The 24,479-nt window shown below is 65.9% G+C and carries 26 protein-coding genes, 1 other RNA gene, 1 pseudogene and 1 riboswitch; of the genes and pseudogenes, 11 read left to right on the forward strand and 17 right to left on the reverse strand.

What is annotated here, in order from left to right:
• The first annotated feature begins 62 nt into the window (after positions 1-62).
• Positions 63-137 carry a 50S ribosomal protein bL37 gene (locus tag LK10_RS22975; protein WP_096498094.1) on the forward strand — a complete coding sequence of 25 codons (75 nt, stop codon included), beginning with the start codon at positions 63-65 and terminating at the stop codon, positions 135-137.
• Positions 138-292: 155 nt separating this feature from the next.
• Here LK10_RS22975 and rsrA read toward each other — a convergent pair whose 3' ends face one another.
• Both rsrA and LK10_RS03065 read right to left on the reverse strand, forming a co-directional pair.
• Positions 293-559 carry a mycothiol system anti-sigma-R factor gene (gene rsrA / locus LK10_RS03060; protein WP_043119981.1) on the reverse strand — a complete coding sequence of 89 codons (267 nt, stop codon included), beginning with the start codon at positions 557-559 and terminating at the stop codon, positions 293-295.
• Positions 556-1,245 (reverse strand): sigma-70 family RNA polymerase sigma factor, encoded by a 690-nt coding sequence (locus LK10_RS03065; RefSeq protein WP_081998224.1) that lies wholly within the window; start codon positions 1,243-1,245, stop codon positions 556-558. The genes rsrA and LK10_RS03065 overlap by 4 nt, the downstream gene beginning before the upstream one ends.
• Positions 1,246-1,428: 183 nt before the next feature.
• Here LK10_RS03065 and LK10_RS22505 point away from each other — a divergent pair.
• The 8 genes and pseudogenes from LK10_RS22505 to LK10_RS03105 form a co-directional block, all read left to right on the forward strand.
• Positions 1,429-1,947, forward strand: a pseudogene (locus tag LK10_RS22505) (DoxX family protein); the annotation flags it as partial.
• Between the two features lie 233 nt (positions 1,948-2,180).
• Positions 2,181-3,569 carry a 3-phosphoshikimate 1-carboxyvinyltransferase gene (gene aroA, locus LK10_RS03075; RefSeq protein ID WP_043119982.1) on the forward strand — a complete coding sequence of 463 codons (1,389 nt, stop codon included), beginning with the start codon at positions 2,181-2,183 and terminating at the stop codon, positions 3,567-3,569.
• A gap of 4 nt (positions 3,570-3,573) precedes the next feature.
• A complete protein-coding gene (gene rsgA, locus LK10_RS03080; protein ID WP_043119985.1) occupies positions 3,574-4,722 on the forward strand; it encodes a ribosome small subunit-dependent GTPase A in 1,149 nt (382 codons plus the stop codon).
• Positions 4,723-4,771: 49 nt separating this feature from the next.
• Positions 4,772-5,590: a histidinol-phosphatase gene (gene hisN / locus LK10_RS03085; RefSeq protein ID WP_043120184.1), complete on the forward strand. Its 819-nt coding sequence runs from the start codon at positions 4,772-4,774 to the stop codon at positions 5,588-5,590.
• Positions 5,591-5,714: 124 nt separating this feature from the next.
• A riboswitch (SAM riboswitch) is annotated at positions 5,715-5,827 on the forward strand.
• Between the two features lie 33 nt (positions 5,828-5,860).
• A complete protein-coding gene (locus tag LK10_RS03090; protein WP_043119986.1) occupies positions 5,861-7,303 on the forward strand; it encodes an aminotransferase class V-fold PLP-dependent enzyme in 1,443 nt (480 codons plus the stop codon).
• Between the two features lie 85 nt (positions 7,304-7,388).
• The gene (locus tag LK10_RS03095; protein WP_043119987.1) at positions 7,389-8,147 is read left to right on the forward strand and encodes a class I SAM-dependent methyltransferase; all 759 of its coding nucleotides are present in this window, start codon (positions 7,389-7,391) and stop codon (positions 8,145-8,147) included.
• A 116-nt stretch (positions 8,148-8,263) separates the two neighbouring features.
• Positions 8,264-9,538: an Nramp family divalent metal transporter gene (locus LK10_RS03100; RefSeq protein ID WP_081998227.1), complete on the forward strand. Its 1,275-nt coding sequence runs from the start codon at positions 8,264-8,266 to the stop codon at positions 9,536-9,538.
• Positions 9,539-9,548: 10 nt separating this feature from the next.
• Positions 9,549-10,259: a metal-dependent transcriptional regulator gene (locus LK10_RS03105; RefSeq protein ID WP_043119988.1), complete on the forward strand. Its 711-nt coding sequence runs from the start codon at positions 9,549-9,551 to the stop codon at positions 10,257-10,259.
• 20 nt (positions 10,260-10,279) lie between these two features.
• Here LK10_RS03105 and LK10_RS03110 read toward each other — a convergent pair whose 3' ends face one another.
• Positions 10,280-11,914, reverse strand: a complete 1,635-nt coding sequence (locus LK10_RS03110; protein ID WP_197061832.1) for an MFS transporter — start codon at positions 11,912-11,914, stop codon at positions 10,280-10,282.
• Here LK10_RS03110 and LK10_RS21680 point away from each other — a divergent pair.
• On the forward strand, positions 11,886-12,104 hold the full coding sequence (locus LK10_RS21680) for a hypothetical protein (protein WP_156144007.1): 219 nt from the start codon (positions 11,886-11,888) through the stop codon (positions 12,102-12,104). The genes LK10_RS03110 and LK10_RS21680 overlap by 29 nt on opposite strands.
• A 47-nt stretch (positions 12,105-12,151) precedes the next feature.
• On the opposite strand, the gene ssrA is transcribed toward LK10_RS21680, so the two are convergent.
• The 14 genes from ssrA to LK10_RS03170 form a co-directional block, all read right to left on the reverse strand.
• Positions 12,152-12,520, reverse strand: a transfer-messenger RNA (tmRNA) gene (gene ssrA / locus LK10_RS21145).
• Between the two features lie 84 nt (positions 12,521-12,604).
• Entirely contained in the window at positions 12,605-13,909 is a 1,305-nt protein-coding gene (locus LK10_RS03115) for a glycoside hydrolase family 3 N-terminal domain-containing protein (protein WP_043119990.1), read from the reverse strand.
• Positions 13,910-13,968: 59 nt separating this feature from the next.
• A complete protein-coding gene (smpB, locus tag LK10_RS03120) occupies positions 13,969-14,439 on the reverse strand; it encodes an SsrA-binding protein SmpB (protein ID WP_043119992.1) in 471 nt (156 codons plus the stop codon).
• A gap of 83 nt (positions 14,440-14,522) precedes the next feature.
• Positions 14,523-15,950, reverse strand: a complete 1,428-nt coding sequence (locus LK10_RS03125) for a M23 family metallopeptidase (RefSeq protein ID WP_043119994.1) — start codon at positions 15,948-15,950, stop codon at positions 14,523-14,525.
• Position 15,951: 1 nt separating this feature from the next.
• Positions 15,952-16,866 (reverse strand): permease-like cell division protein FtsX, encoded by a 915-nt coding sequence (gene ftsX / locus LK10_RS03130; RefSeq protein WP_043119995.1) that lies wholly within the window; start codon positions 16,864-16,866, stop codon positions 15,952-15,954.
• The gene (gene ftsE, locus LK10_RS03135) at positions 16,866-17,642 is read right to left on the reverse strand and encodes a cell division ATP-binding protein FtsE (RefSeq protein WP_043119997.1); all 777 of its coding nucleotides are present in this window, start codon (positions 17,640-17,642) and stop codon (positions 16,866-16,868) included. The genes ftsX and ftsE overlap by 1 nt, the downstream gene beginning before the upstream one ends.
• 150 nt (positions 17,643-17,792) lie before the next feature.
• On the reverse strand, positions 17,793-18,911 hold the full coding sequence (gene prfB, locus LK10_RS03140) for a peptide chain release factor 2 (protein ID WP_043119998.1): 1,119 nt from the start codon (positions 18,909-18,911) through the stop codon (positions 17,793-17,795).
• 24 nt (positions 18,912-18,935) lie between these two features.
• Complete coding sequence (locus LK10_RS03145; protein WP_231567571.1) at positions 18,936-19,421, reverse strand: pilus assembly protein TadG-related protein; 486 nt, start codon at positions 19,419-19,421, stop codon at positions 18,936-18,938.
• Between the two features lie 47 nt (positions 19,422-19,468).
• Complete coding sequence (locus LK10_RS03150; RefSeq protein WP_043119999.1) at positions 19,469-19,861, reverse strand: hypothetical protein; 393 nt, start codon at positions 19,859-19,861, stop codon at positions 19,469-19,471.
• 112 nt (positions 19,862-19,973) lie between these two features.
• Positions 19,974-20,378: a TadE family protein gene (locus tag LK10_RS03155; RefSeq protein WP_043120000.1), complete on the reverse strand. Its 405-nt coding sequence runs from the start codon at positions 20,376-20,378 to the stop codon at positions 19,974-19,976.
• 5 nt (positions 20,379-20,383) lie between these two features.
• The gene (locus LK10_RS22980) at positions 20,384-20,566 is read right to left on the reverse strand and encodes a hypothetical protein (RefSeq protein ID WP_052206913.1); all 183 of its coding nucleotides are present in this window, start codon (positions 20,564-20,566) and stop codon (positions 20,384-20,386) included.
• A 140-nt stretch (positions 20,567-20,706) separates the two neighbouring features.
• A complete protein-coding gene (locus LK10_RS03160) occupies positions 20,707-21,648 on the reverse strand; it encodes a type II secretion system F family protein (RefSeq protein WP_043120001.1) in 942 nt (313 codons plus the stop codon).
• Positions 21,645-22,496: a type II secretion system F family protein gene (locus tag LK10_RS03165; protein ID WP_043120003.1), complete on the reverse strand. Its 852-nt coding sequence runs from the start codon at positions 22,494-22,496 to the stop codon at positions 21,645-21,647. Before LK10_RS03165 ends, LK10_RS03160 begins: the two co-directional genes overlap by 4 nt.
• On the reverse strand, positions 22,496-23,716 hold the full coding sequence (locus tag LK10_RS03170) for a CpaF family protein (RefSeq protein ID WP_043120004.1): 1,221 nt from the start codon (positions 23,714-23,716) through the stop codon (positions 22,496-22,498). The genes LK10_RS03165 and LK10_RS03170 overlap by 1 nt, the downstream gene beginning before the upstream one ends.
• A gap of 255 nt (positions 23,717-23,971) precedes the next feature.
• Between LK10_RS03170 and LK10_RS03175 the strand changes: the two genes are divergently transcribed.
• Positions 23,972-24,445, forward strand: coding sequence for a GtrA family protein (locus tag LK10_RS03175; RefSeq protein ID WP_231567572.1), 474 nt, complete (start codon positions 23,972-23,974; stop codon positions 24,443-24,445).
• The last annotated feature ends 34 nt before the right edge of the window (positions 24,446-24,479 follow it).

Raw genomic sequence — 24,479 nt, forward strand, 5'->3', positions numbered from 1 at the left:
TGTATGGGAGGATATTGAGGGCCTTCTGGGCCACATGTCACTGAGTCGGAAGGAGGCCACCTATGAGCAAGCGTGCACGCAAGCGCCGTGACCGCAAGAAGGGCGGCGCAAACCACGGGAAGCGTCCCAACGCCTGAGCAGCCGGCAGGCTGACCGTCAGGAACAAATGTGCTTGACGGACAAACGCGTTGATGGGAACCGTGGTGGTGCAGAAGGGCCCGGAGCTTTCGCTCCGGGCCCTTCCTCGTTTCTTCAGATGATGTTTCTTCTGATGATTCCTAGACGATGCTTCCTAGACCTCGGCGGCCTCCGCGCGGATCGAATGAATCTTGTCGAGAATGCTTGCCTTGAGCGCTGCCGGGGCCTGCTCCGTGCAGCTGCGCTTCATCGCACTGCGGATCATGCACTCGAGATTGTGCTCCTCGCGGCACTCCGTACACGCTTCGAGGTGCGCGCGGATCTCCGCGACATCGGCAGCCGGAAGGGCGCCGTCAAGGTATTCGTAGAGGCGTTCGAGACGCGATTCGTCGCAGTCTCCGAGTCCCTGACAGTTGCTCATTGTTCCTTCTCCTGCTTGCTCGAGTCCGAGTCCACTGCCCCTGCCGACCGCGCGCCCGCGAAGCCGCGCTCCGCCGCGTAGTCCGCGAGGCGGTCCCGCAGGAGCTTCCGCCCGCGGTGGAGGCGCGACATGACCGTGCCGATCGGCGTGCCCATGATGTCCGAGATCTCCTTGTAGGCGAAGCCCTCGACGTCCGCGAAGTAGACCGCCAGACGGAACTCCTCGGGAATTGACTGGAGCGCATCTTTCACGTCTGAGTCCGGCAAGTGGTCGAGCGCCTCTGCTTCGGCAGAACGCAGGCCCGTCGACGAATGCGATTCGGCCCGTGCCAACTGCCAGTCCTCGACCGTGTCCGACTGTGCCTGCTGCGGCTCCCGCTGACGCTTCCGATAGAGATTGATGTAGGTGTTCGTCAGGATCCTGTAGAGCCACGCCTTGAGGTTGGTGCCCGGCTTGTACTGGTGGAAGGCAGCAAAGGCCTTCGCGTACGCCTCTTGGACCAGGTCCTCAGCATCGGCTTGATTGCGCGCCATGCGCATGGCCGCGGAGTACAGCTGATCGACGTACTGCATGGCGTCGCGCTCGAAGCGCTCACGCCGCTCTTCGGGGGTTTCCTCGGCAGGACCCTTGCCAGCGGCAGAACCGGCAGCAGGCTCGTCGGGCTCGATGGAATCGACGGTGCTCATTGCGGTCCAGTCTACTGGCGGGGCGGGACGCGGTTGGTCCAAGACCAGCACGGGCTCTCCTTCTCCAGTTGGCGTGCTCGACTAAGGGGGCAACTGCGTGTAAAGGGAAAATATTCCCTGAAAGTGCAAGACTGGAGCAGCTGGAAAGCCTATCTAGCCACGGAAATCCACGTAGGAGGCCCCATGTCGGTAGTTCGTTTCCTCGCTCGACCCCTGCTCGCTTCTTCGTTCATCGTCGCGGGCGTGGACAAGCTCAAGAACGCGGACGAGACGGCCGAGCAACTCTCGCCGGTCCTGCGTCGCGCGGCCGACGCGCTCCCGGTGCGCGTGGAAGAGAAGACGCTTGCCCGTGCCGTGGGCGCGACCCAACTGGGCGCGGGCGTTCTCTTCGCGTTCGGCAAGGCGCCGCGGTTCTCGGCCTCGGTACTCGCCCTCACGAGTGCCCTCAACACCTTTGTCGAGTGGCGGACGGCAGATATCGGGTCGCAGGAGCTCCGCTCGGCTCGGCGCGGCCGCCTCCTCCGCAACATCTCGCTCGTCGGCGGCGTCCTGCTCGCCTCGGTCGATACGGCCGGGAATCCCAGCCTTGCGTGGCGCGCCCAGCATCTCGCCGCGGACGCGGCCAAGACCACGAAGGGTATGCGCGCCGACGCCGCGAAGGCGGCCCGCTCGGTCAGCTCCGACGCCGCGAAGGCGGCCCGCTCGGTCAGCTCCGACGCAGCGCGCACGACCAAGTCGGTGCGCGCCGACGCCTCGAAGGCAGCCAACAAAGCTGCGAAGAAGGCTGCCAAGAAGGCGCAGCACATGAAGCATGACGCGCTCAAGGCGGCGAAGGGCGTGCGTGAGGACGCAGTCAAGGCTGCCCTCGCGGCCAAGGACGACGCCGCCAAAGCCGCCCGGTCCGCGGCCCATCAGCTTTCCAGCGGCAGCTTCGCGTGAGTGCTCCCGTACCTTGGCCGGCGCCTTTGGCGCGCCGGCCGGTGGACGCGACCGTGACCGTTCCGGGCTCGAAGTCGCTCACAAACAGGTACCTCATCCTCGCGGCGCTCGCAGAGGGTCCGAGCAGGCTCCGCGCGCCCCTGCACTCGCGCGACTCGGCGCTCATGGTCGCCGCGCTGCGCAGCCTCGGGGCGCGCGTGCGGGAGGTTGCGGGCGACGGCGACTTCGGGCCCGACCTGGAGATCACCCCGATCCCGCCGGAGTCGCGAGGCCTTGGCTCTAGCGGCGGTCTCGGCGAAGTCGCAATCGACTGCGGGCTCGCGGGGACGGTCATGCGGTTCGTGCCGCCGCTCGCAGCGCTGTCCCGTGGCGACATCGCCTTCGATGGGGACCCACACGCGCGGGTCCGCCCTATGGGTCCCGTCATCGACGCCCTTGAGGCCCTCGGCGTCTCCCTCTCCTCCCCGGACGGAGGGCGGCCCACGTCGCTCCCGTTCACGGTGCACGGCACGGGGTCCGTGCCGGGCGGCCACGTCGTGGTCGACGCGAGCGGGTCGAGCCAGTTCGTCTCCGCACTCCTGCTTGCGGGCGCTCGCTTCGACGAGGGCCTCCATCTCGAGCACGTCGGCAAGCCAGTGCCGAGCCTCGACCACATTGCCATGACGGTGAGCGTTCTCCGGGAGCTCGGGGTCGAGGTCGACGACTCCGTCCCGAACCATTGGATTGTGCAGCCAGGGCCGATCAGCGCGTTCGACGTCCGCATCGAGCAGGACCTCTCGAATGCGGGGCCGTTCCTCGCTGCCGCGCTCGCAACGCGCGGCACTGTCCGCATTCCGAACTGGCCTGAGCACACGACCCAGGTCGGGGATTCCTGGCGGGAGATCCTCCCCAAGCTCGGCGCGGAGGTGACGCTCGACGGCGGCACGCTCACCGTGCGCGGGGGCCAACGGATCACGGGCGCAGACCTCGCTGAAACGAGCGAACTCGCACCGACGGTCGCCGCCTTGTGCGCCCTCGCCGAGACTCCGTCGCGACTCACCGGGATCGCGCATCTTCGAGGGCACGAGACGGACCGGCTTGCAGCCCTCGTCTCCGAAATCACCCGGCTCGGCGGCGACGCGCAGGAGACTGCCGACGGTCTCATCATCCGGCCGGCCCCGCTCCACGGGGGCCTCGTGAGAAGCTACGCGGACCACCGCATGGCGACTGCGGGGGCGGTCTGGGGTCTCGCTGTCGAAGGCATCGAGGTCGAAGACATCGGCACGACGTCCAAGACGATGCCCGAGTTCCCCCAGATGTGGGCTCGCATGCTCGGCCAGAGCGCCGGGGAGCAGGGGTCTTCGAGCGACGCTCCGGTGCCGAACGAGACGGTCAAGGCCCCCTGACCCGATGCCTGCCCGTGAGTGGGATGAGAGCGACGTCCGCATCCGTCCCAACAAGCGCGGAAGCCGTCCTCGGACGAAGGATCGGCCGAGTCACGACGACGCCGTGACCGGCCGGATCATCACCGTCGACCGAGGGCGCTATACCGCAGTTGTCGGCGAGGATACCCCCGACGAGCGGATCGTCATCGCTGCTCGGGCCCGCGAACTGCGCCGCACCGCCGTCGTCCCGGGGGACTTCGTTGGGCTGGTCGGCGATGTAAGCGGGCGTCCGGACACCCTGGCCCGTCTCGTGCGGGTCCAAGATCGCCGCACCGTCCTCCGGCGGAGCGCGGACGACGACGACCCAGTCGAGCGCGTCGTCGTCGCCAATGCGGACCAGCTCGTCATCGTCGTCGCAGCGGCCAACCCCGAGCCGCGAACCGGTTTCATCGACCGAGCCTTGGTCGCCGCTTACGATGCGGGAATCGAGCCGCTTCTGCTGGTCACGAAAGCTGACCTCAGGGACCCCGCCCCCCTGCTGGCGAACTACGAACTCCTGCCGCTCTCCGTCGTCGTGAGCCGCACCGCGGAGGAGCCCGAAGAGCCCGAGCCCACCGAAGCCGAAGCTGGAGCCGACGGTGCCGGGGGTGACGATGGAACCGAGCCGATGGCGCGCGGTGTGCGGCTCGACGATGACGCTGTCGCACGCCTGCGAGAAGAGCTCGACGGCAAGGTCACTGTGCTGCTCGGGCACTCCGGCGTCGGCAAGTCGACCATGGTCAACGCGCTCACGGGGGCCAGCCGTGCCACGGGAGGGGTCAACGCTGTGACTGGTCGAGGCCGCCACACGTCGTCGTCGGCTCTCGCGCTCCGACTCGAAGGGGCGCCTCCAGGAAGTTGGATCATCGATACCCCGGGAATCCGCTCCTTTGGGCTGGCACACGTCGATCCCGATCGGATCCTGCGTGCCTTCCCAGACCTCGACCCTGGGACGGATGAGTGCGCACGCGGCTGCCGTCACGACGCGAACGCCATCGAGTGCGGTCTGGATGCCTGGGTCGCGGGGGGAAACGCAGGCAGCCAAGGCCCCGCACGGCTCGCGTCGTTCCGCCGCCTTCTGGGGGCAAGCCCGCGCGACGAGGCCGCTGACGCGAAGGAGCTCGGCACACTCTGAGCCCAGAGCCTCCCACTCGGTGGGCGTGTGAAGCGATAGCGTGGGCTCCATGACCCTTGCCGCCGAAGGCTACACCGATGATCTCCGTCTGGCCCACGTACTCGCCGATTCGGTCGACGCCCAGACGATGGACCGGTTCAAGGCCCTCGACCTCAAGGTCGAGACCAAGCCGGACCTCACCCCCGTCACCGATGCGGACCGAGCGGCGGAGGAGGCCATCCGAGGGCAGCTCGCACGCTCGCGCCCCCGGGACGCGGTGATCGGCGAGGAGTTCGGCACGACCGGCCACGGAGCCCGCCGCTGGATCATCGACCCCATCGACGGGACGAAGAACTTCGTCCGAGGAGTCCCCGTCTGGGCCACCCTCATCGCTCTTGCTGACGGCGACGAGATCGTGGTCGGTGTCGTCAGTGCCCCGGCCCTAGGGCGCAGGTGGTGGGCTGCGAAGGGCGCCGGCGCGTACACCGGCCGTTCCCTCGCGGCGGCAACCCGGCTCAAGGTCTCGGACGTCGCCCGCATCGAAGACGCCTCGCTCTCCTATTCAAGCCTCTCCGGCTGGCGGGAACGGGGAAGCCTCGGCAATTTCCTCACCCTAACGGAGGACGTGTGGCGCACACGCGCCTACGGCGACTTCTGGTCGTACTGTCTGGTCGCCGAAGGTGCCGTGGACATCGCCACCGAACCCGAACTCGCGCTCTACGACATGGCTGCCCTCGTACCGATCGTCACGGAGGCAGGGGGACGCTTCACATCGCTCGACGGCGTCGAGGGCCCTTGGGGCAGCAACGCGCTCGCGACAAACGGGATCCTCCACTCGGACGCTTTGCGTCGCCTCAATCCGGAACACGACGACCTCCTCAGCTCATAAAAGCTTCCCCGCACGAGAAAGGGAGCGGCATCGCGGGCTGCGCGAACAGCGTGAGTCTTAACGAGTTGTAATACGCCGTGGCGGGCTGGAGGCGGGCGCACCTCGTCCTCTACTCTCGTGGTCAGGTCACGAGTGCCAGCGCGAAGCCCCGGCTTGCTGGCCGGCAACCCTCCGACGCGGCGGGGTGCCCCGGGTGACGACCAGGCCAGTCCGGAGCGGACTTGGCAAGCGCGGCCCCCGCGAGGCGGGGCCCCGACCCTGAGGTGCACCGTGAGCACACCCACCGTCGTTTCTCCGTCCCCCGCGAACCCGGTTCCTTCCGCTGGATCCCCGGCGCCCGTCACGGCAAAGGACCGTCCGGATGTCACTCGACCGCTCGCCGAAGTGGTCGGCGCAGAGCTCGTCACTCCGCTCGTCGGCGGTGGGAGCACCCGGTACGTGAACCTCGACTACGCGGCATCCGCCCCCGCCCTCAGCGAGGTCGCGACGCACCTCACCGAGGTGCTGCCGTTCTACGCGAGTGTGCACCGGGGCGCCGGATATGCCTCCCAAGTCAGCACCTCCGTCTATGAGAACGCCAGAACGATCGTGCGTGAGTTCGTCGGTGGGCGGCCCGACGACGAGGTCGTCTTCACCCGCAACACCACCGATTCGCTCAATCTGCTCGCCGGCTGCCTTCCTGCCGCCGGCGAGGTCCTGTACCTCGACATCGAGCACCACGCCAACCTCCTGCCTTGGCAGGGGCGGCCCCACCGGAGCGTCGTCGCCGCCCGCACGCTCGCGGAAACGCTCGAGCGGGTGAGGGCGTGGCTCAAGGCCGGCGAGATCAGTCTCGTCGCTGTCACGGGGGCTTCCAACATTACGGGCGAGATCCTGCCGATCGCCGAGTTGGCCGCCCTCGCGCACGAACATGGCGCCCGCATCGTGGTCGACGCAGCGCAGCTCGCGCCCCACCGCCGCATCGACATCGAGGCCGCGGATATCGACTATCTCGCTTTCTCGGGCCACAAGCTCTACGCCCCGTTTGGAGCGGGAGCCCTCGTAGGCCGCCGCGACTGGCTCGACAATGGACGCCCCTACCTTGCCGGGGGCGGCGCCGTCCGCGAGGTCCGTCTCGACTCCGTGGCTTGGGCGGAGGGCCCCGCTCGACACGAGGCGGGATCGCCAAATGTGCTCGGTGCAGCCACCCTTGCCAAGGCCGCACAGGTCCTCGCGAGCCTCGACACGGATTCGTGGTACGCCCACGAACAGCAGCTCCGGGACGCCCTCGTGGCAGGTCTTCGCCAGATCGACGGCGTGACCGTCCACAACCTCTTCGAAGACTCGGCCCTTGGCGTCAGCGCTGCGTCCCGTGGTGCTGTCGGAATCGTCAATTTCTCGGTCGAAGGCCATGACGCGGGGCTGACAGCCGCATATCTCTCGGCCGAGCATGGCGTGGGCCTCCGCGACGGGCGCTTCTGCGCGCATCCCGCCCTGCGTCGCCTCGGTCTCGCATCAGGGTCTCTCCGCGCGAGCTTTGGTCTCGGCTCACGGCTAGAGGATGTCGAAAGGCTCGTGACCGGTGTGCGTGAGCTCGTGGACCGCGGCTTGGGACTCGACTACACGGTCGACGCCGGTCGCTGGGTTCCCGCGGCCGACTCGCGTCCGTTCCCTGCATGGGCGCCGAACACGCCAGGGACTGCCGGCGCTGCTCCCTGCTCATCCGAGGACTGAGCACGTCCCTTCACCGAGGTGCGGCTGGGCCTTCCCGGCGGGTAGATTCCTCCGCGGAGGACAAGCTCTCCGGGAGGAAGAAGGCATGGCGCGGGGCGGCCCCAAGTTCGACGATCGACGACGGCGCGAGCTCGCCGAAGCGTTCATGGTTGGCGGAGAACACTACGAGAAGGTGCGCCCGGGGTATCCCGAGGACGCCGTTGACTGGCTCGTCCCGCTCGGGGCTCGCACCGCCGTCGACCTCGGTGCCGGCACCGGCAAGCTCTCAGGCCAGCTCGCAGCCCGCGGACTCGAGGTGAGCGCCGTGGATCCCAGCCTCGACATGCTCGGCGAGCTGCGCCGCCTGCACCCGCGAGTTCACGCCGTCGTCGGCACGGCCGAGTCCACGGGCCTGCCGGACGCGTCGGCGGACCTCGTCGTGGCCGCGCAGGCCTGGCACTGGTTCGATGCAGGGGCGGCAACGCGCGAAGTGGTCAGACTGCTCGCGCCGGGCGGCTGCGCCGCGCTCGTATGGAACCAACTCGACACGTCGGTTCCGTGGGTCCACCGGCTCTCGCGCATCATGCATGCCGGGGATGTCCACAAGGCGGACTACCGTCCTCCGTCCGGACCGGAACTCGCGGCCTGGGAGTCCGCTGCGTTCCGTTGGGAGGAGCCCGTCACCACACTTGGGATCGTCGAACTCGCGAAGTCGCGAAGCTACTATCTGCGGGCCTCGGAGAAGCACCGGGACCGCGTCGAGGCGAACCTCGATTGGTATCTCCACGATCACTTGGGCCATGACGACACCGAACTGATCCTGCTCCCGTACATCACCCAGGTCTGGCGCGCCGTTCCGGCCTGATCAACCCTTGTCCTTCCACCGGGCCGACGCATAGATTTAGGAAGACCGAAACCTCTGGATGAGGCGGGTCAAAGATCTAGCCGGTCGGGAGGGCGGGGTCGATTGGGGCGGAGAGAATGAGCAGGACGACGCGGGACACTGCGCGGGTGGCCCGGGGCGGCGCATGGGGCATCGCCGCCGGGCTCCTCGGCCCTGCCTTCGTCGCGTCCATCGCCTATGTCGACCCGGGGAACGTCGCCGCCAACCTCACCGCCGGCGCCCGCTACGGCTATCTCCTCGTCTGGGTGCTCGTCATCGCGAATGGAATGGCGATGCTCATCCAGTACCAGTCCGCCAAACTGGGAATTGTTACGGGGCAGACGCTCCCCGAACTTCTGAGCCAACGCCTTCGGCCGCGCGCAAGGCGTCTCTTCTGGCTCCAGGCCGAGGTCGTCGCGCTTGCGACCGATCTCGCGGAAGTCGTGGGCGGCGCCATCGCCCTCCAGCTCCTGTTCCGGGTGCCGCTGCCGATCGGCGCCCTCATCGTAGGCGCCGTCTCCCTGGGCATCCTCGCGATCCAGGATCACCGGACCCAGCAACGCTTCGAACTGGCGATCATGGGCCTCCTGGCTGTCATCACCATCGGTTTCCTCGCCGGACTAGCGGTGAGCCCTCCCTCGGCGGCGGGCCTCGCCTCGGGACTCGTGCCTCATTTCGAGGGTTCCGATACGGTGCTGCTCGCAGCCTCGATGCTGGGGGCCACCGTGATGCCGCATGCGATCTACGTGCACTCGGCGCTCTCCCGCGACCGCCATAGGGCCGATTCCCACACGCACGTGCCCGCGAGCGCCGTCGCCCGTCTGCTCCGTGGGACGCGGTTGGACGTTTTCATCGCGCTGGGGGTCGCCGGCGTCGTCAACGTGGGAATGCTCCTCCTGGCGGCGGCGACGCTGGGCGGCCGGGGCGGCACCGATACCATCGAAGGTGCGCACGCGGCGATCACCGGGGCGCTCGGACCGCTCGTGGGGACGGTGTTCGCCGTCGGGCTCCTGGCCAGCGGGCTCGCCTCAAGCGCCGTCGGATCGTACGCGGGCGCAACCATCATGGACGGGCTACTTCAGCGCCGTATCCCGGTCCTGCTCCGGCGTGCCATCACTCTTGTCCCCTCCGTCCTGCTCCTCGCGCTTGGAGTCGATCCGACGCTCTCGCTCGTCGTGAGCCAAGTGGTTCTGAGCTTCGGGATCCCGTTCGCACTCATCCCGCTCATCCGGCTCACGTCCGAACGTCGGCTCGTTGGCGCGTTCGCATCCTCGCCCCTCCTCAAGGCGGCGTCGTGGGCCAGCGCAGGTCTCGTCATCGCACTCAATCTCGCGCTCCTGTGGCTCACGCTCGTGCCGATCGCCCAACGGTAGGCTTGGAAAGGTGAAGAGCCAGCCATCCTCCTCAATCGAGGACTACGTGAAGGTGATCTATTCGTTCACGGAATGGCAAGACAAGCCGATCACGTCATCCCAGCTCGCTGCCCGTCTCGGCGTAGCCAACTCTTCCGTCTCCGAGATGGTGCGCAAGCTCAAGGACCAAGGGCTCGTAGACCATAGGCCCTACGGAGCGGTCCGCCTGACCCCGGAAGGTGAACGCCTCGCCCTCACCATGGTGCGGCGCCACAGGCTCCTCGAAACGTTCCTCGTTCAAGAGCTCGGCTATAGCTGGGACGAGGTGCATGACGAGGCAGAACAGCTCGAGCATGCAGTCTCCGACACATTCGTCGAGCGGCTCGCCGAGAAGCTCGGCCACCCCGAGCGGGATCCCCATGGCGATCCGATCCCCAGCCCGAACGGACGCGTCGAGCACCCCCCGGCGCTCCCCCTCGGCTCGCTCGACCCCGGGCATGAGGGCTTGATCACCCGGATCAGTGACGACGACCCCGAGATGCTCCGCTATCTCGCGCGCGAGCACATTGTGCTCGATACGACCATCCATGTCGTGCGCCGGAAGCCGTTCGGCGGCCCGCTGGTGATCCGGATCGGCGCGGGAAGCACCGCACACGAATTCGACGTGCCCGACACGATCGCCTCATCCCTCTGGGTCCACACCGAGGCGCCGCACGAGGGCTGCACGCTCGAACAGGTCTGATCACCTCGGTCTCCTGCTGCTCAGTCTCCTGCTTGGCTCGCTGCGTCTCCGGACAGTCCTCCGCCCGCCGCGCCCGTCTCGCTGCGACCCGGGTTACGGATCCACAGCGCCGAGCTGAGGGCGCTCGCTGCTAGCAGCAGGCCCGTGGCAATCATGCCTCGCTGGAACCCCGCGTCGTCGACCTTCCCGCCCATGATCGCGCCAGCGGACGCGATGCAGACCAGCGACGCAATGCGAGCGACGGCGTTGTTCACTGCAGAGCCGATGCCGGAGTCCTCGGTGGGCACGGCCCCGAGGACGGCGGAGGTGAGTGGCGCGACCATGAGCGCGAGTCCGAGGCCAAACAGGATGACAGGCGCAAGAATGTCCCGCCAGTAGCTGAGCGGAGGCACCTCGAATGCCATCCACGCGCACGAGCAGGCCGCGAGTGCCGGGCCCGCAGCCATGGGAATGCGCGGCCCGATCCGGGCGCCGAGCCGCGCCGCGGTCGGAGAGAGGAAGAGGAGGCAGAGGGTCGCGGGGAGCAATCCGAGCCCCGCCTCGAATGCGTGTAGTCCCATCCGCTGCTGAAGATACAGGCCGAGCACGAAGAAGCTCATCCCCAGGCCGCCGTAGGCCCACAGCGTCGCGAGATTGCCGGCCGCGAAGTTCCTTTCTCCGAAGAGACCCAGCGGGAGCATGGGCGAGGCTGCCGTGTGTTGACGGGCGACAAACCCCACGCAGCCAACGGTGCCTATCACCAAGCATGCGATCACAAAGGGATCCGCCCAGCCTGCTGCTCCTTGCTGGATGAGGCCGAGTACCAGGCCGCCGAGGCCGACGACGGCGAGCGCCGCCCCGAGCGCATCGAGCCTGCCCGCCTTGCCCGGCGGCGGTGCTTCCCGCCGGAGCACCGCAAGCGGGTGCCACATGAGGGCTGATGGGACGATGTTGATGAGGAAGACGAGCCGCCACGTCGCGACATCCACCGCTGCTCCCCCGATGAACGGCGCCGCGACTGATGCTGCCGCCGTCCAAGCAGTCCACTGCCCGATCATTCTGGCTCTCACTCCCCCGGAAGCCGAGCCAATGATGAGCGCAAGCGCACTGGGCGTCACTACCGCCGCGGCCGTACCCTGGAGGACTCGCGCCGCGACCAGCATCCAAGCGTTCCAGGAAATCCCGCAGATGATGGACGTCACGGCGAAGGCGACGATCCCGACTTCAAGAAGGCGGGCTCGACCATAGCGGTCTGCGACCGTCCCTGCGGCCAGGATCAGCGCGCCCAGTGTGAGAAGGTAGCCGTCCACGACCCACTGCTGGAAGGCGAGTCCGCCACCGAGCTCCCGGCCCATCGCCGGGAGTGCGAGGTTGACGGCGCTCCCGTCGAGGATGACGAGGCAGCTCGAGCACACCGCGACGAATAGCACCCGTCGCTGGTTCTGGGTCATCGCCGCGGATTCGTCGCGGTCAGGACGGGGCGTCGTCACAGACTCATCCTGCTCCCGTGCGAGGTTGAGGTCGAGAGGCTGGTCCCGACCCTCGCCGTTCGGCTGGGCGCGGATCGGTAGCCCGCCCACGAGGGGGACGGCGCGCGTGATTCGCGCGAGGCCGAATCGGGTAAGCCGAAAGGAAAGGAGGAGAACGATGAAGTCTTCAGGCGGGGCGTTTGTCACACCGGTCTACAGCAGTGAGGGCCGAGCGTACCTGAGCATCTGTGATGCCCATCGGTATGGTGTGGTGTTCCCGGAGAAGGACCAAGCACGCGCGTGCGCCGAAAAGCACAACGCCTCCCACCATCATGGCCGAGCCCCGCGCTTTCGGGCCTACGGATTCCGGGACTTCAACGGCGACCATCTCGCCTAGCCTCACTCGAGAAACAAAACACCCCCGGTCCGAAGACCGGGGGTGGAATGTGGAGATGGGGGGAATTGAACCCCCGTCCGATGCGGCTTTGTCAGGGCTTCTCCGGGCGCAGTGTGCTTCGGGATTTCTCGGCCCCAGCCATCATGCACACAAGTGGCTGACCCGGGCTCAGTCATCTAAAAGTCCCAGCAGCCCCAATGACGAGGGCTACCAGCAGTGGCTATCTAATCGACGCCAGGATCCGGGACGATAGCGTTCCCGGGCTGACGGACTCGTTCGCTACTTAGGCAGCGAGAGCGAAGTCAGTGCGCTTAGAGTTGGCACTTATTGTTTTGCAGAGAGCGTTGACGAGATGACTCTGCATCCTCGGCCCGCTTCACCTGTCTCGACCAACACCGTCGAAACCGATCATCCCCTATTCGGTTGTCAAACCGACCGGCACCTCGCGGCGACCGGAACATCCAGTATAGCGCCTTCGGCTGCCCCGCTATTCCCGTCCGTCAGTGGGGTAGGAGTCCCGCCCGGTCCTTCGCTTCAAGCACCGTCAGGGCGGCCGCATCTACGACCTTCGCGAATCCGGGATCGGAGCGGGCACGGTCCACGATTCCCTGCCAGACGAGAGGCGCGCGCGTCTGGTCGGAGCAAAGAACCATAGTGCCTCCAGCGGCCAGAAAATCCGCCCCCCGATAGTTGAGGAGGAATCCGGAGACCTGCTTGGCGTCGCAAATGTCGTCGGACGCGACTATGCCCTTGAATCCCAAGTCTCCACGCAGCATTCCCTGAATCACCGTTGGCGAGAAGACGGCATAGTTGTTGGGATCGATAGCAGGGTAGAACGCATTGGACAGCATCACCCATGGCGCCCCGGCCTGGACAGCGTCTGCGAAAGGCGCGACGTCGGGGTCGCTTCGAGTGGTCACGGAATCGGTGACGTTTGTACTTGTGTCCGTATTCGCCGTGACTCTTCCGAGGCCCGGGAAGTGCTTCACAGTAGCCTCAACTCCGGAGTCGGCCATGCCTTGCGCGAAGGCCACGCCATGGGCTGCGACTTCAGCGGGGGTGAACCCAAACTCGCGCTGATACTTGCCGATCGGTACGTTCTGCGGGGCAAAGGCCGCCGATGGGACAGTATCCATCACGGGAGCGAAATTCACGTCCACTCCGACGGCTGCAAGTTCGCGCCCCCACTCCGTGGCAGCGGCGCGCAATGCGTCGGGAGACATGGTGCCTTGAACGAGGGCAGATGGCATTTCGGAGAATCCGGGGCCCCGGAGGATCTGGACCTGACCGCCCTCCTGGTCCGTCGCCACGAAGGGGGCGACGCCGAGCGTCGCCGCCGGAGTGGCCTGGGCTCGCGCCGCCCGGACGACTTCCGCCACGGCAGCAGCCCCCGCCGTCGTCCGCCCTTTGAGGAACACGTTGCCGATGTGATCGCTGCCGAGCGCCTCCAGAGAGGCCGCATCAAGCCCTGAGACCGGAACGCTCGTCATGATTACCTGCCCAACGCGTTGTTCGAGCGTCATCGACGCGAGCAGCTGCTGCGCACGGCTCTGCGGCGGCGGCGCTGGGGGCGGCGGCGGAGCGGCCGACGGCGTGGGTCCGGGGCGCGCTGGCGCCGTGGACGTGGTGGGACTAGGTGAGTGGGTGCTCGGGGACGGGCTCGGGATGTTCGACGACGGCGGAGCGGCGCTCGGCGTCGTCATCGAGGCCAGCAGGCCGGGAACTACAACAGCCGCGACGCCGCCGAGGACGAGCACGACACTCACGGCGATAGCGATCACCGCCCTACGGCTCGGCTGTGCCACGTTCCCTTCCTGTCAGGGGGTCGGCAATTCGGCTTCGGCAATTCAGCGCAGCAACCGACTCAACGACGGTTGCGGGCCCTCATGGCTCTGAGGGCCTCGCGGTTGTCCTGCTTTTCGCGAAGGGCCTGACGCTTGTCGTATTCCCTCTTGCCTCGGGCGAGCGCGATCTCGACCTTGGCTCGACCCTCGTTGAAGTACACCTGCAACGGGACCACGGTCAGTCCCTGCTCGTTGACCTTGTGCTCGATCTTCACGAGCTCCTCGCGGTGCAGCAGCAGCTTGCGCCGCCGCCGCGCCGAGTGGTTGGTCCAGCTCCCTTGCGTGTACTCGGGGATGTTGACACCCTCAAGCCAGAGCTCTCCGTTGGAGAACGTGCAGAAGCCGTCAGTGAGGGAGATATGCCCGTCCCGGAGGGACTTCACCTCGGTGCCCATGAGCACTAGCCCGGCCTCCCACGTATCGAGGATGTGGTAGTCGTGCCGGGCCTTGCGATTGGTTGCTACTGCTTTGCGGCCGGTTTCCTTGGGCACGCCTGTCCCTCCTCACTGGGCTCGGATCCGGTTCGATGGGGAGCCGGTGGCTCCCGAAGACCTCAAATTCTATCGCAGTGGACTCACATGATCGTGAGCGGGTTGACCGCCGAGCCATTGAGCCACGTCTCGAAGTGCGCATGGCATCCGGTCGAGTTTCCGGTGCTGCCTGAGTATGCAATGAGCTGGCCTTGGCTCACTGACTGACCCGGCGAGACCGTGACGCTCGAGTTGTGGTAGTAGACCGTCGTGAGCGAGTTCCCTTGGATCACACCATGGGAGATCATCACAGTCCATCCACCGCCGCCGTTCGTCCAGCCGCCCACCGTCACGGTTCCCGCGGCCGCCGCATACACTGGCGTTCCGCATCCCACGCCAAAGTCGATGCCCGTGTGCATGTAGCCGCCGGTGCCGAAGAAGTCGATGGTGCCGGGCGGCGTCGCCCGCCACCCAAAGCCCGAAGTGATGGGCGGATTGCCAGCGAACGGGTAGCGCAGGCCGAACGCTGACGGCGACCCGACTTGGACTGCCTGGTCTCTCACGGACTGCGCTGCGGCGTCGGCCGCTGAGTTGTTCCGGCCCGCTGCGAGCGCCGCAGCACGCGCCTCGGCCGCCTTCTGCTCGGCGAGCCTGCGCTGCTCTGCCTCCCATGCCTCGCGCAGCCGGCGATCGCGGTCTGCGATCTGCGCTGCGATCTGGTCCTGCTGTCGCTTGACATCCGCCATCTGCTGCTGGATCGCGGGACGCTGTGCCTCGAGTTCCTTGTTCAGACGGTCTGTGTCAGACACGAGCTTGTCGACAGCAGCCTTCTTGGACGCCGCGTCGTCGCGTGCCGCCTGCTCACGCTGGAGCGCTTGGTCCGCTTGAGACTTGAGATCCTGAATCTCGCTCTCCACGGCGGTGAGCCGAGCCTCCGAGTTCACGTTCGCTGCCGTCTGCTGCGAGAGCCGCTCGAGCGCGGCGTTCTGGCTCCGCAGCGCCTGATCGGCGAGGTCGATGCTCCCGGTCAGACTCCCGCCGCCGGTGTCGCCGAAGATCAGGCTCAGGTCGGATGGAACGCCGCCCGCCTTGTAGGCCTGAGTCGCGATCTGTCCAATGAGCTTCTTAGTCTCTTGCGCTTTGCCGCGATCGTCGGCGATCTGCTGGGTGATCTTGGCCTTGTTCTGCTGCGCCGCATCCACGCGAACGGCGAGGGCGTCTGCTTCCTTTGTCGCGGAGGCAACACGCCCCTGCGCGTCGACCAGCGCCTGCTGCGCACCCGGGAGTTGCGCCCGGTAGGTCGCAAGATCGGATGCCGACTGGGAGATCCGCCCGTCGAGGAACTCCAGGGACGACTCCACCTGCTGCGCCTGCTGCGCGAGCTGGGCCTTCTGATCATCGAGGTCATCGGCCCGGGCGGCACCGGAGGCCGCAAGGGTCAGGGCGAGCGAAATGGCGGCGACAGTGGCCGGCCCGCGGAATGCTGCCGCGGCCCCTCTCCGGCCAGCGTCAGGGGTGCAAGTGGTCGGCATGTCAGACCTTCAGGTAGCGGCGAAGCGTCAACATGGATGAGGTGCCTGCGAGCACGACGCCCAGTCCGACGAGAAGCGGGGACAGCATGAGCGCCTGACCCGGCGAAATGAAGGCGGTGTCCGGGTACTGCTGTGCAAGGACGTCGCCGAGGAAGAACTTCGCCACCGCCCACACCGTTGCGGAGGCGAGTACCGCTCCGATGACCGCGGCGATCACCCCCTCGAGGACAAAGGGCAGTTGGATCACGAGCTTCGAAGCCCCCACGAGTCTCATGATGCCGGTCTCCCTCCTTCTGCTGAAGGCGGAGAGCCTAATCGTTGTGCCGATCAGCAGAATTGCACACACGATCATGACCGCCGCAATCACGATGGCCACGACTGATGCACCGTTCATCACCGAGAAGAGCTTCTCCAGCAGCTGTCTCTGATCGATGACGGTCTCAACTCCTGGGCGCGACGAGAACGTCTCGCTGATGATCTGGTACTTCTGCGGATCCTTGAGATTGATCCTGAAGGATGACGGCAACTGGTCCGGAGTGACCGAGTCCACGATTGGCGAGTTCGCGAACTGTTCCTTGAAGTGCTGGTACGCCTCAGCCTGGGACTCGTAGTGATAGTCACTGATGTACTGGGACACGGCGGGCGAGTCGAGGAGTGCCTGGATCGCCTTCTGCTGGTCCGGGGTCACCGGCCCGCTCGCGCAGCCGGCAGAGCTTGAGCCCGGGCCACACAGGAAGATGGCGACCTGGACGCGGTCGTACCAGTAGCCCTTCATCTGGTTGATCTGCAGCTGGAGAATGCCCGCAGCACCGACGAAGGTCAACGACACGAACGTCACCAGGATGACGGAAACGACCATGGACAGGTTGCGGCGGAGGCCGCTGGCGATCTCGCCGAGGATGAACGCGAGGCGCATTAGATCTCCTCCTCGCCCGCACCCGCGGGAGACGAAACACTATGGCGGTCCTCGGCGGGCTCCCCCAGCCGAGGGGGACGGACGGCAGGCATCATCGAGGTGTAGAGGGCCTTTGCCTCGTCACGAAGTACCCGGCCCGCCCCAAGCTCGATGACTCGCTTGCGCATCGAATTGACGATGTCGTCGTCGTGCGTCGCCATGACGACAGTCGTCCCGTTCTGGTTGATCTTGTCGAGAACCTGCATGATGCCCTGCGAAGTGGTCGGGTCAAGGTTTCCGGTCGGCTCGTCGGCGAGCAGGATGCCCGGGCGGTTGACGACGGCGCGTGCGATGGCGACGCGCTGCTGCTCGCCGCCCGAGAGCTCGTGCGGCATGCGGTGGCCCATGCCCTCAAGTCCTACGGTCTTGAGCACCTCCGGGACCGTCTCGCGAATGACGCTCCGGTTCTTCCCAATGACCTGCATCGCGAAGGCGACGTTGGCGAAGACAGTCTTCTGGGGCAGGAGGCGGAAATCCTGGAAGACGACGCCGATTCCACGGCGAAGCCGCGGAACGCGCCAACTGGAGAGCTTGGCGACGTTCTGTCCCGCGACGAAAACAGCGCCAGCTGTGGCGCGGTCCTCTCGGAGCACCAGGCGCAGAAAGGTCGACTTACCAGAACCCGACGGGCCGACGAGGAATGCGAATTCGCCACGCTCGATCTCGATCGAGACCGAGTCGAGCGCTGGCCTGGCCTTTTTGTCGTAGACCATCGTGACATTGTCGAAGCGGATCATGGCACTTCCGGCCCGGCATGGACGCAACAGATCCAGCACCCGGCGCACGGGCAGGGCTCGGGGACGGAGAGCGCCGGCTGCTCGACTATAAGCATGGGGCCCGGCTTCCGCCCACCAGTTGTGGCGGCGTGTCGCCGGACCGCGGAAGAACTAGCTCTCCGCGAGCTGTCGCTGAGACGCCCGCCAGCGGATGCCGGCATCGATGAAGTCGTCGATATCGCCGTCGAGCACCGCCGCGGGGTTGCCCACTTCGTGCTCGGTGCGAAGGTCCTTGACCATCTGATAGGGGTTCAAGACGTAGGAGCGCATCTGGTCGCCCCACGAAGCCTTCACGTCGCCGGCGAGCGCCTTCTTTTCAGCGTCCTCCTGCTCCTTCTTGAGCAGGAGGAGACGAGACTGGAGGACGCGCATGGCTGCCGCACGGTTCTGGATCTGCGACTTCTCGTTCTGCATCGAGACCACGATCCCGGTGGGAATGTGAGTCAGGCGGACCGCCGAGTCGGTCGTGTTGACCGACTGGCCGCCCGGACCAGACGAGCGGAAGACGTCCACGCGGATCTCGTTGTCCGGGATCTCGATCGAGTCCGTCTGCTCAATGAGCGGAATGACTTCGACGGCGGCAAATGACGTCTGCCTGCGGCCTTGGTTGTCGAAGGGGCTGATGCGAACCAAACGGTGGGTGCCGGCTTCGACCGAAAGAGTGCCATAGGCGAAAGGAGCGTTGACCTCGAACGTCGCGGACTTGATGCCCGCTTCTTCCGCGTAGGACGTGTCCATGACCTTTGTCGCGTACCCTCTCCGCTCGGCCCAGCGGAGGTACATCCGCATGAGCATCTCCGCGAAGTCAGCCGCGTCCACACCGCCCGCGCCCGAACGGATGGTGACGACCGCCTCGCGCTCGTCATATTCGCCGTTGAGCAGAGTCACCACCTCGAGCTCCTCGAGGGCTTTCCTGATCGCCTCGAGCTCCTTTGCCGCCTCCGCCATGGAGTCTGCGTCGGATTCCTCCTGGGCGAGCTCGACGAGCACCTCTAGATCGTCGATTCGCGTTCCGAGTTTCTCGACGCGTTCGAGCTCGGACTGACGGTGGGACAGGCGAGAGGTGACCTGTTGGGCCTTGGCGGGGTCGTCCCAGAGGTCGGGGACTCCGGCAGCCTCGCTGAGCTCGGCGATCTCTTTGCGCAGTGCATCCACGTCCGTCACCTGCTCGATGGAATCGTGGGTGTTCCGGAGGGCGCGGATTTCTGCGGGGAAGTCGATCTCAGCCATAACCCTCCAAGGTTACGTCATCGCTCAGCGGCTAAGCCGCGCCCGTGCGGTCGAGGTCGCCTCGATCTGAATGCCTTCCGGCAGCAGGATGCCGGCGAGAGGAAAGCGGACGACGGCGCACAGAGTCACCCGAGCGCTTCGGCCGTCAGGCGAACCGGTAGCGCTGCCCACTGTGAAGCCCTCGAAGCGCTCTTCTGCACCGCTTTCCTCTAGGAAAGCCGCTACGGCACCGCGCACGCGTTCAGGCCTCAGGGCTGCTCCGGGCAGGTCAGGACCGCCGACGATGTCGATCAATGTGAAGCTGTCAGCGGCAGCCTCTGCCGCCCCGTCTGCCGTTGACAACAGGCGTTGGCGCTCAATATGAACGGCCGAAACACCCGCGACAACAGAGGCGACCATCAGGCACAGCATGACGTATCCAGCGAGCAGAAGCAGGATCTGACCTGACTCCTGCTGGCGGCCCGCCTGTCCCCCAGCCCGCCGCGCAGTCCCCATCGCTTCGTACGCCACCGGGCCGCGCCTCAGGGCACGACCCCTCATCGCTAGTACCCCCCGAGTCATCGATACCGCCCGACGATGTGACTGGCCCTTGCCGTGACTCGTCCAGCGCCCGGCTGGCCCTCTCCCCATGATTCGGTGAGCGGGAGTGGAGCCGTGATCTCCACGCTCACCGTGACGACGTTCCCGGGCTCGAGGCAATCCGAGCGACTGCACGCCACGTTTACGGTGGCGCTTCCGGCTCCCATCCCGAAGTCCGCAACAGCTACACGGACGGATTCCTCCGCCCGCAGCCTGGCGGCAGAGATATCAGGAGCCGCGGCAAACGCCTTGGCCGCATGGTCGGCAGCCCCCACAGCGGCATATGCGGCCGCTTGGAGAATTCCGATGGTCAACACGAAGTACACCACGGGAACAAGCAGTAGGGCGCCTAGTACGACAAACTCGACCACGGCGCTCCCCGCTTGGCCAGCGGTCGTTTCAGCCTCGCCTTCTATGGGTGCCTCGGCTCGAGCTCGCCCTTCCGAGGGGTGCTGGGGAAGCAGGCGAGCCGTGTGAAACCGACTAGGAAAGCGGCGCATGGCCCGATACTCCGAGGACGCCGCGAGGGCCAACGAAGCCGACGAGGGGCAGAGGAGCGCGCACCCGGACTTCGACGAGCGGTGTTCCCTCCGCGCTCGTCGTTCGCACGGCCTCCACCTCAGACGCGAAGGCGGGGCCGAGCGCCGCCTGCACGATCTCGGCCGTCCGTCCGGTCGCATCTGAGAGGCCACGATCTGCAAGCGCACCGTACCGGGCTCCCGAAGATGCTGCGTCGACAAGCGTGTTGCGAACGTGGAGCACGAGCGTGAGCTGAACAATGGCGAGGAAGAGGACAGTCAGAAAGCTGCCGACGAGCACGAAGTCGGCAGGAGCCGAACCTGCGTCGACAGGACGATGGTCCCATCGATGAGACGGAACGCGCAGCATGAGGCCTACTTGCTCACCTTGCTGATCGCCTGCTGGAACAGGCCTTCCAGCGCGGGCGCGGCGATGGCTAGCAGGCCCATGACCAACACGGCGCTCATAAGTGTGATCATGACCCAGCCCGGCACATCCCCGCGATCCCGTTCGGAATGACGAGATTCTTCCGGGCGACTAGCCCTACCCCTTCCCATTGGTGGGAGAACCAGGGTGCCAAATCTGCCCGTAGTATGAAGGACGTAACGCGCGATGGTGCTCATGATTCCCTTTCGGTTGATTTTTCGCTTGCTTGGCGTGGAATAGCTTGTGGTCGCTTCGAGGCACGGGGACGGCGTTATGGCCCCAATGCGATACTCGCGAACCCGGGAAAAACCGCGAACAAGATGGTGAGCGGGAGGATTCCGAAGACTAGCGGGACCATCATGCCGATCTCCTTACGCCCGGCTGCCTCCATCAGGTCTCGCTTCGCCGCGTCACGTACGTCCTGAGCTTGGGCTCGAAGCACGTCCGAAAGCGGGGTGCCACGCTCGATCGCCACTATCAGGCCGTCAACGAACCGGGAAATTGGGGCGAGGTCGACTCTTACGGCCATGGCTCGAAGGGCGCCGACGAGCGTTGCGCCCGCCCTTGTCTCGGCCGTTACCCTTGAGAATTCCTCCGCGAGTGCTCCCGCAGAGACACCCGCGAGGCGATCCAGAGCACCGGCGGCGGTCTCGCCTGCCCCTACGGCAAGAGCAAACATGTCAGCTATAGCGGGAAATTCCGCGAGAATGCGGCGGTGACGTCTGCGGATCGTGGCTGTAAGGGCGAACTCCCGGCCCAAGAACCCGGCGACACCGGCCGCGAGGGACAGCAGAACAGCGAGAGGGGGCGGGATCTTCCCGGCGGAAGCGGCCCCGATTGCCGCCACGGACCCAACCCCGAACGCAAGCCCTGCCCAGAGGATCTGCTCTGATCGGAATTCGGTTACTCGACTGGACAAGCCAGCTTGTGCGAGTCGCCTTTCGAGCGCCGCCTTGCCTGCACCGAAACTCGACATCACCGCGACAGCTTCGGCAACCGCTGGTCGGAGAACGCGCTCAATCGAGCCGAACGGCGTCACACCGAGGTGGTCTGATCGAAGCAGGCGCGACGACGCATCCACCGAGCGCAACTGTGGAGCCACACGTTCTGCGAAGGTTGTGCGGCGTAGGACAGGCAGGCGGGCGCACGTGATCCACAGCCCTAGGCCAAGAAGCGCGCCGCTCAGAACGGCCCATCCGGTCAGAGGACTCATCGAAGCACTCGCTCTTCCGAGGGCAGGGCACCAATTCGGAGCATGAGCCGGTAGCAGACGAACGAGACGACGAGCCCCCCGCCTAGGACCAAGAGCCCCGCCGGCCGGGCGTACGCCTCCATCGCCTCCGGTCTGGCTGCTAGCAGGAGAAGGACGGCCCAAGGTGCCGCGACGGCGAGACGGGCGCCATTGACTGTCCACGATTGCCGGGCTTCAAGCTCGCTTCGCGTCCGCAGGTTCTCGCGAAGGCACTCCGCCAGGGTGGCGAGGAGACGGCCGAGGTCGGATCCGCCGACGTCTCGCGTCAATCGGAGCGCTTCCACAATCCTGTCGGCGGCCGGATCAGCGAGGCTGTCCTTCAAGCGAGTCAGCGAGTCAGCGAAGCTACCTCCCGAGCGAAAGTCTGCTGCGAAGGCCACGAAAACCGGTCGGAGGATCTCAGGCCCCTTATCGCCCAATTGGATGAGCGCCTCCGGGAGCGAGAGTCCCGCCCGAATAGCGGATCGAAGATGGTCCACGGCGTCGGGCCAGACCTCGCAAAGCGCGCGAGCCCGCCTCTTGGCCTGCCAGAACACGAGAGCCAATGGTGTCCCCGAGGCGAAGGCCCCGAAGCATAAGCCGATCGGCCATGCCGTCACGCCCGCGATCGCGACCATCACCAGAGTTCCAAAGGCGAACGAAGCTAGAGCGAGCCGAGCTGGCGAAATGTTGCCGAGCCCAGCCTGTCGAAGCGCTTGCTCGATCCTCCCTGCCTTTCTCCGCTGCGCCTTCACCTGCGGCGATTCCCAGCAGGCCCACCAGATAAGGAACAGGCCAAGACCGCCCATCAAGCCGACTGCCGGAGCCATCAGCGGGCATCCAAGGAGGTGCCGAGGATCCCCGCCGCCGCGAACTTGTCTGGTTTCGGCAGTCCCGTTCCAGAACGCCGAAGTGCGCCATCGACGCGGGCAAAGACGGAGGACGTCTCGATCAGGCCGTTCTCGACGCGCTCTCCGAGTGCCAGAATCTCGCCGACTTGGCGATGCCCGGTGGAAGTACGAGTGCAATGCACGACGAGATCGATGCAGGCCGCGACCGTTGGCACTATGAACTCAGAGGAGATATTTGGGCCTGCCAGCAGGGGCAAGGTGCAGAGCTTTGTGATCGCGTTACGCGCAGAATTCGCGTGGATCGTACACATTCCCGGGAGCCCCGCGTTAAGCGCGATGAGCATGTCGAGGCTCTCGGCCTCGCGCACCTCACCGACGACAAGCCGATCCGGCCGCATGCGTAACGCCTCCTTCACAAGGCGCCGAAGCGGGATCTCGCCAGTACCCTCAAGGTTGGCCTGGCGGCACTGAAGGCCTACGACGTCGCGGAGTGGAAACCGGAGCTCGAAGATCTCCTCAACCGTAACGACCCGTTCGCGAGGACCAACCCCGGCCCCGAGACAATTGAGCATCGTCGTCTTGCCGGCTTGCGTAGCCCCTGAAATGAGGATGTTTAGGCCTCCAGAGACGGCTGCTGACAGAAACTGGGCGGCTTCGTGAGTCAGCGAGCCCAGCTCGACAAGATGTTCCAGCCGGGTCGCACTGGCGACAAATTTCCGAATGTTCACGGCCCAATGCCGCTTGGTGACGTCCGGGATCACGACGTGCAAACGAGATCCGTCGGGTAGCGCAGCGTCAACGAACGGGCTGGAGAGATCGAGCCGACGCCCGGAAGTCTTGAGCATTCTCTCGACCAGGTCACGCACTCCCTGCTCTGTGAGCGTCACGGCAGTCAGCTCAGACTCACCTCTGCGCGCCGCGAACACCTCATGGGGCGCATTGATCCAGATTTCCTCGACGTCTGGATCGTCCAGGAGCGGTTGAAGCGGCCCCAGTCCAGCCACCGCGTCGAATACATGCCGACGTGCAGTATCGAGCGATCCAAGTGCCGGCACCGCGCCAAGCAGGGCGCGCTCGTCGTAGTCCGCTACAGCGGCATCCACAAGACGACGTACCTCAGCGTGCTGGCGAAGAGGGTCCAATCCCCGCACGCGGACCAGCTCGCGAACTTCCTCTTCAACGATGCGGAACGCATCCACAGCCTTTCCCCCCCCATGCAGCAGGCACTGCTCGACAATCCCCCGCCTCCAGCGATCAGGCGGCGCCGGCTTCCCGCACCGACCCTGTCAGGCTAGGCGGATGGAAATGACACGGAGGAGACGAGCACGGAGGCACGGAAGAGCCCGGAAGGGCCTCCGCTAGGAGCTGGGTCACAGTCGAGCCGTGTACAGTTAGACGGCCCCGTCTCGGGACATCAAGCCTGACTCGAAGACTCAGATAGGTTGTAGCAAAGCATGCAGCAAACCCGCGTTCCGCTCTACAAGCGGCTCTGGGCAATGGTCGTTGGCAGCTCGGTAGTCAAGTTCTTGATTGTCGGCGGTCTTAGCTTCGCAATAGACCTGGGTACGCTTGCTCTGCTGCACGAGGCGTTCCGTCTCGACCTTTGGATAGCGACTCCGATCGCCTTCATAATAAGCTTGCTCTTCAACTTCGCCGCGCAGAGAAGCTTCACCTTTAATTCGACCAGCCGTCGCGATGCGAGCTTCGCCAAGTACATTGCGCTCGTGATAGTCAACACGGGCGCAACCGATATCATCGTCAACGTAATAGCGGCAGCAGGGCTTTCCTACGCGATAGGAAAAGTCGTCTCAACAGCACTGACAATGACTTGGAACTATTTCCTTTACCGACACTGGGTTTTCAAGAACCGTGCGAAAGACAACCCGTTGGGCGCCTCCCCTTCGGACACGGACGCCGTTCGCGACTAACCTAGCCAACGCCCAGTTGTGCGGCAACGGGCAG

Source organism: Sinomonas humi (assembly GCF_000802235.1).
GTDB classification, from domain to species: Bacteria; Actinomycetota; Actinomycetes; order Actinomycetales; family Micrococcaceae; genus Sinomonas; species Sinomonas humi.

Bases quoted from the DNA above. Each gene is read 5' to 3' on its own strand.
- LK10_RS03165 (WP_043120003.1), bottom strand. From the start codon at position 22,496: ATGGCTCCGGCAGTCGGCTTGATGGGCGGTCTTGGCCTGTTCCTTATC.
- LK10_RS03160 (WP_043120001.1), bottom strand. From the start codon at position 21,648: ATGAGTCCTCTGACCGGATGGGCCGTTCTGAGCGGCGCGCTTCTTGGC.
- rsrA (WP_043119981.1), bottom strand. From the start codon at position 559: ATGAGCAACTGTCAGGGACTCGGAGACTGCGACGAATCGCGTCTCGAA.
- LK10_RS03095 (WP_043119987.1), top strand. From the start codon at position 7,389: ATGGCGCGGGGCGGCCCCAAGTTCGACGATCGACGACGGCGCGAGCTC.
- rsgA (WP_043119985.1), top strand. From the start codon at position 3,574: ATGCCTGCCCGTGAGTGGGATGAGAGCGACGTCCGCATCCGTCCCAAC.
- LK10_RS22980 (WP_052206913.1), bottom strand. From the start codon at position 20,566: ATGGGAAGGGGTAGGGCTAGTCGCCCGGAAGAATCTCGTCATTCCGAA.
- LK10_RS03100 (WP_081998227.1), top strand. From the start codon at position 8,264: ATGAGCAGGACGACGCGGGACACTGCGCGGGTGGCCCGGGGCGGCGCA.
- hisN (WP_043120184.1), top strand. From the start codon at position 4,772: ATGACCCTTGCCGCCGAAGGCTACACCGATGATCTCCGTCTGGCCCAC.
- prfB (WP_043119998.1), bottom strand. From the start codon at position 18,911: ATGGCTGAGATCGACTTCCCCGCAGAAATCCGCGCCCTCCGGAACACC.
- LK10_RS03125 (WP_043119994.1), bottom strand. From the start codon at position 15,950: ATGCCGACCACTTGCACCCCTGACGCTGGCCGGAGAGGGGCCGCGGCA.
- LK10_RS03155 (WP_043120000.1), bottom strand. From the start codon at position 20,378: ATGCTGCGCGTTCCGTCTCATCGATGGGACCATCGTCCTGTCGACGCA.
- LK10_RS21680 (WP_156144007.1), top strand. From the start codon at position 11,886: ATGAAGTCTTCAGGCGGGGCGTTTGTCACACCGGTCTACAGCAGTGAG.
- ftsX (WP_043119995.1), bottom strand. From the start codon at position 16,866: ATGCGCCTCGCGTTCATCCTCGGCGAGATCGCCAGCGGCCTCCGCCGC.
- ftsE (WP_043119997.1), bottom strand. From the start codon at position 17,642: ATGATCCGCTTCGACAATGTCACGATGGTCTACGACAAAAAGGCCAGG.
- LK10_RS03175 (WP_231567572.1), top strand. From the start codon at position 23,972: ATGCAGCAAACCCGCGTTCCGCTCTACAAGCGGCTCTGGGCAATGGTC.
- LK10_RS03065 (WP_081998224.1), bottom strand. From the start codon at position 1,245: ATGAGCACCGTCGATTCCATCGAGCCCGACGAGCCTGCTGCCGGTTCT.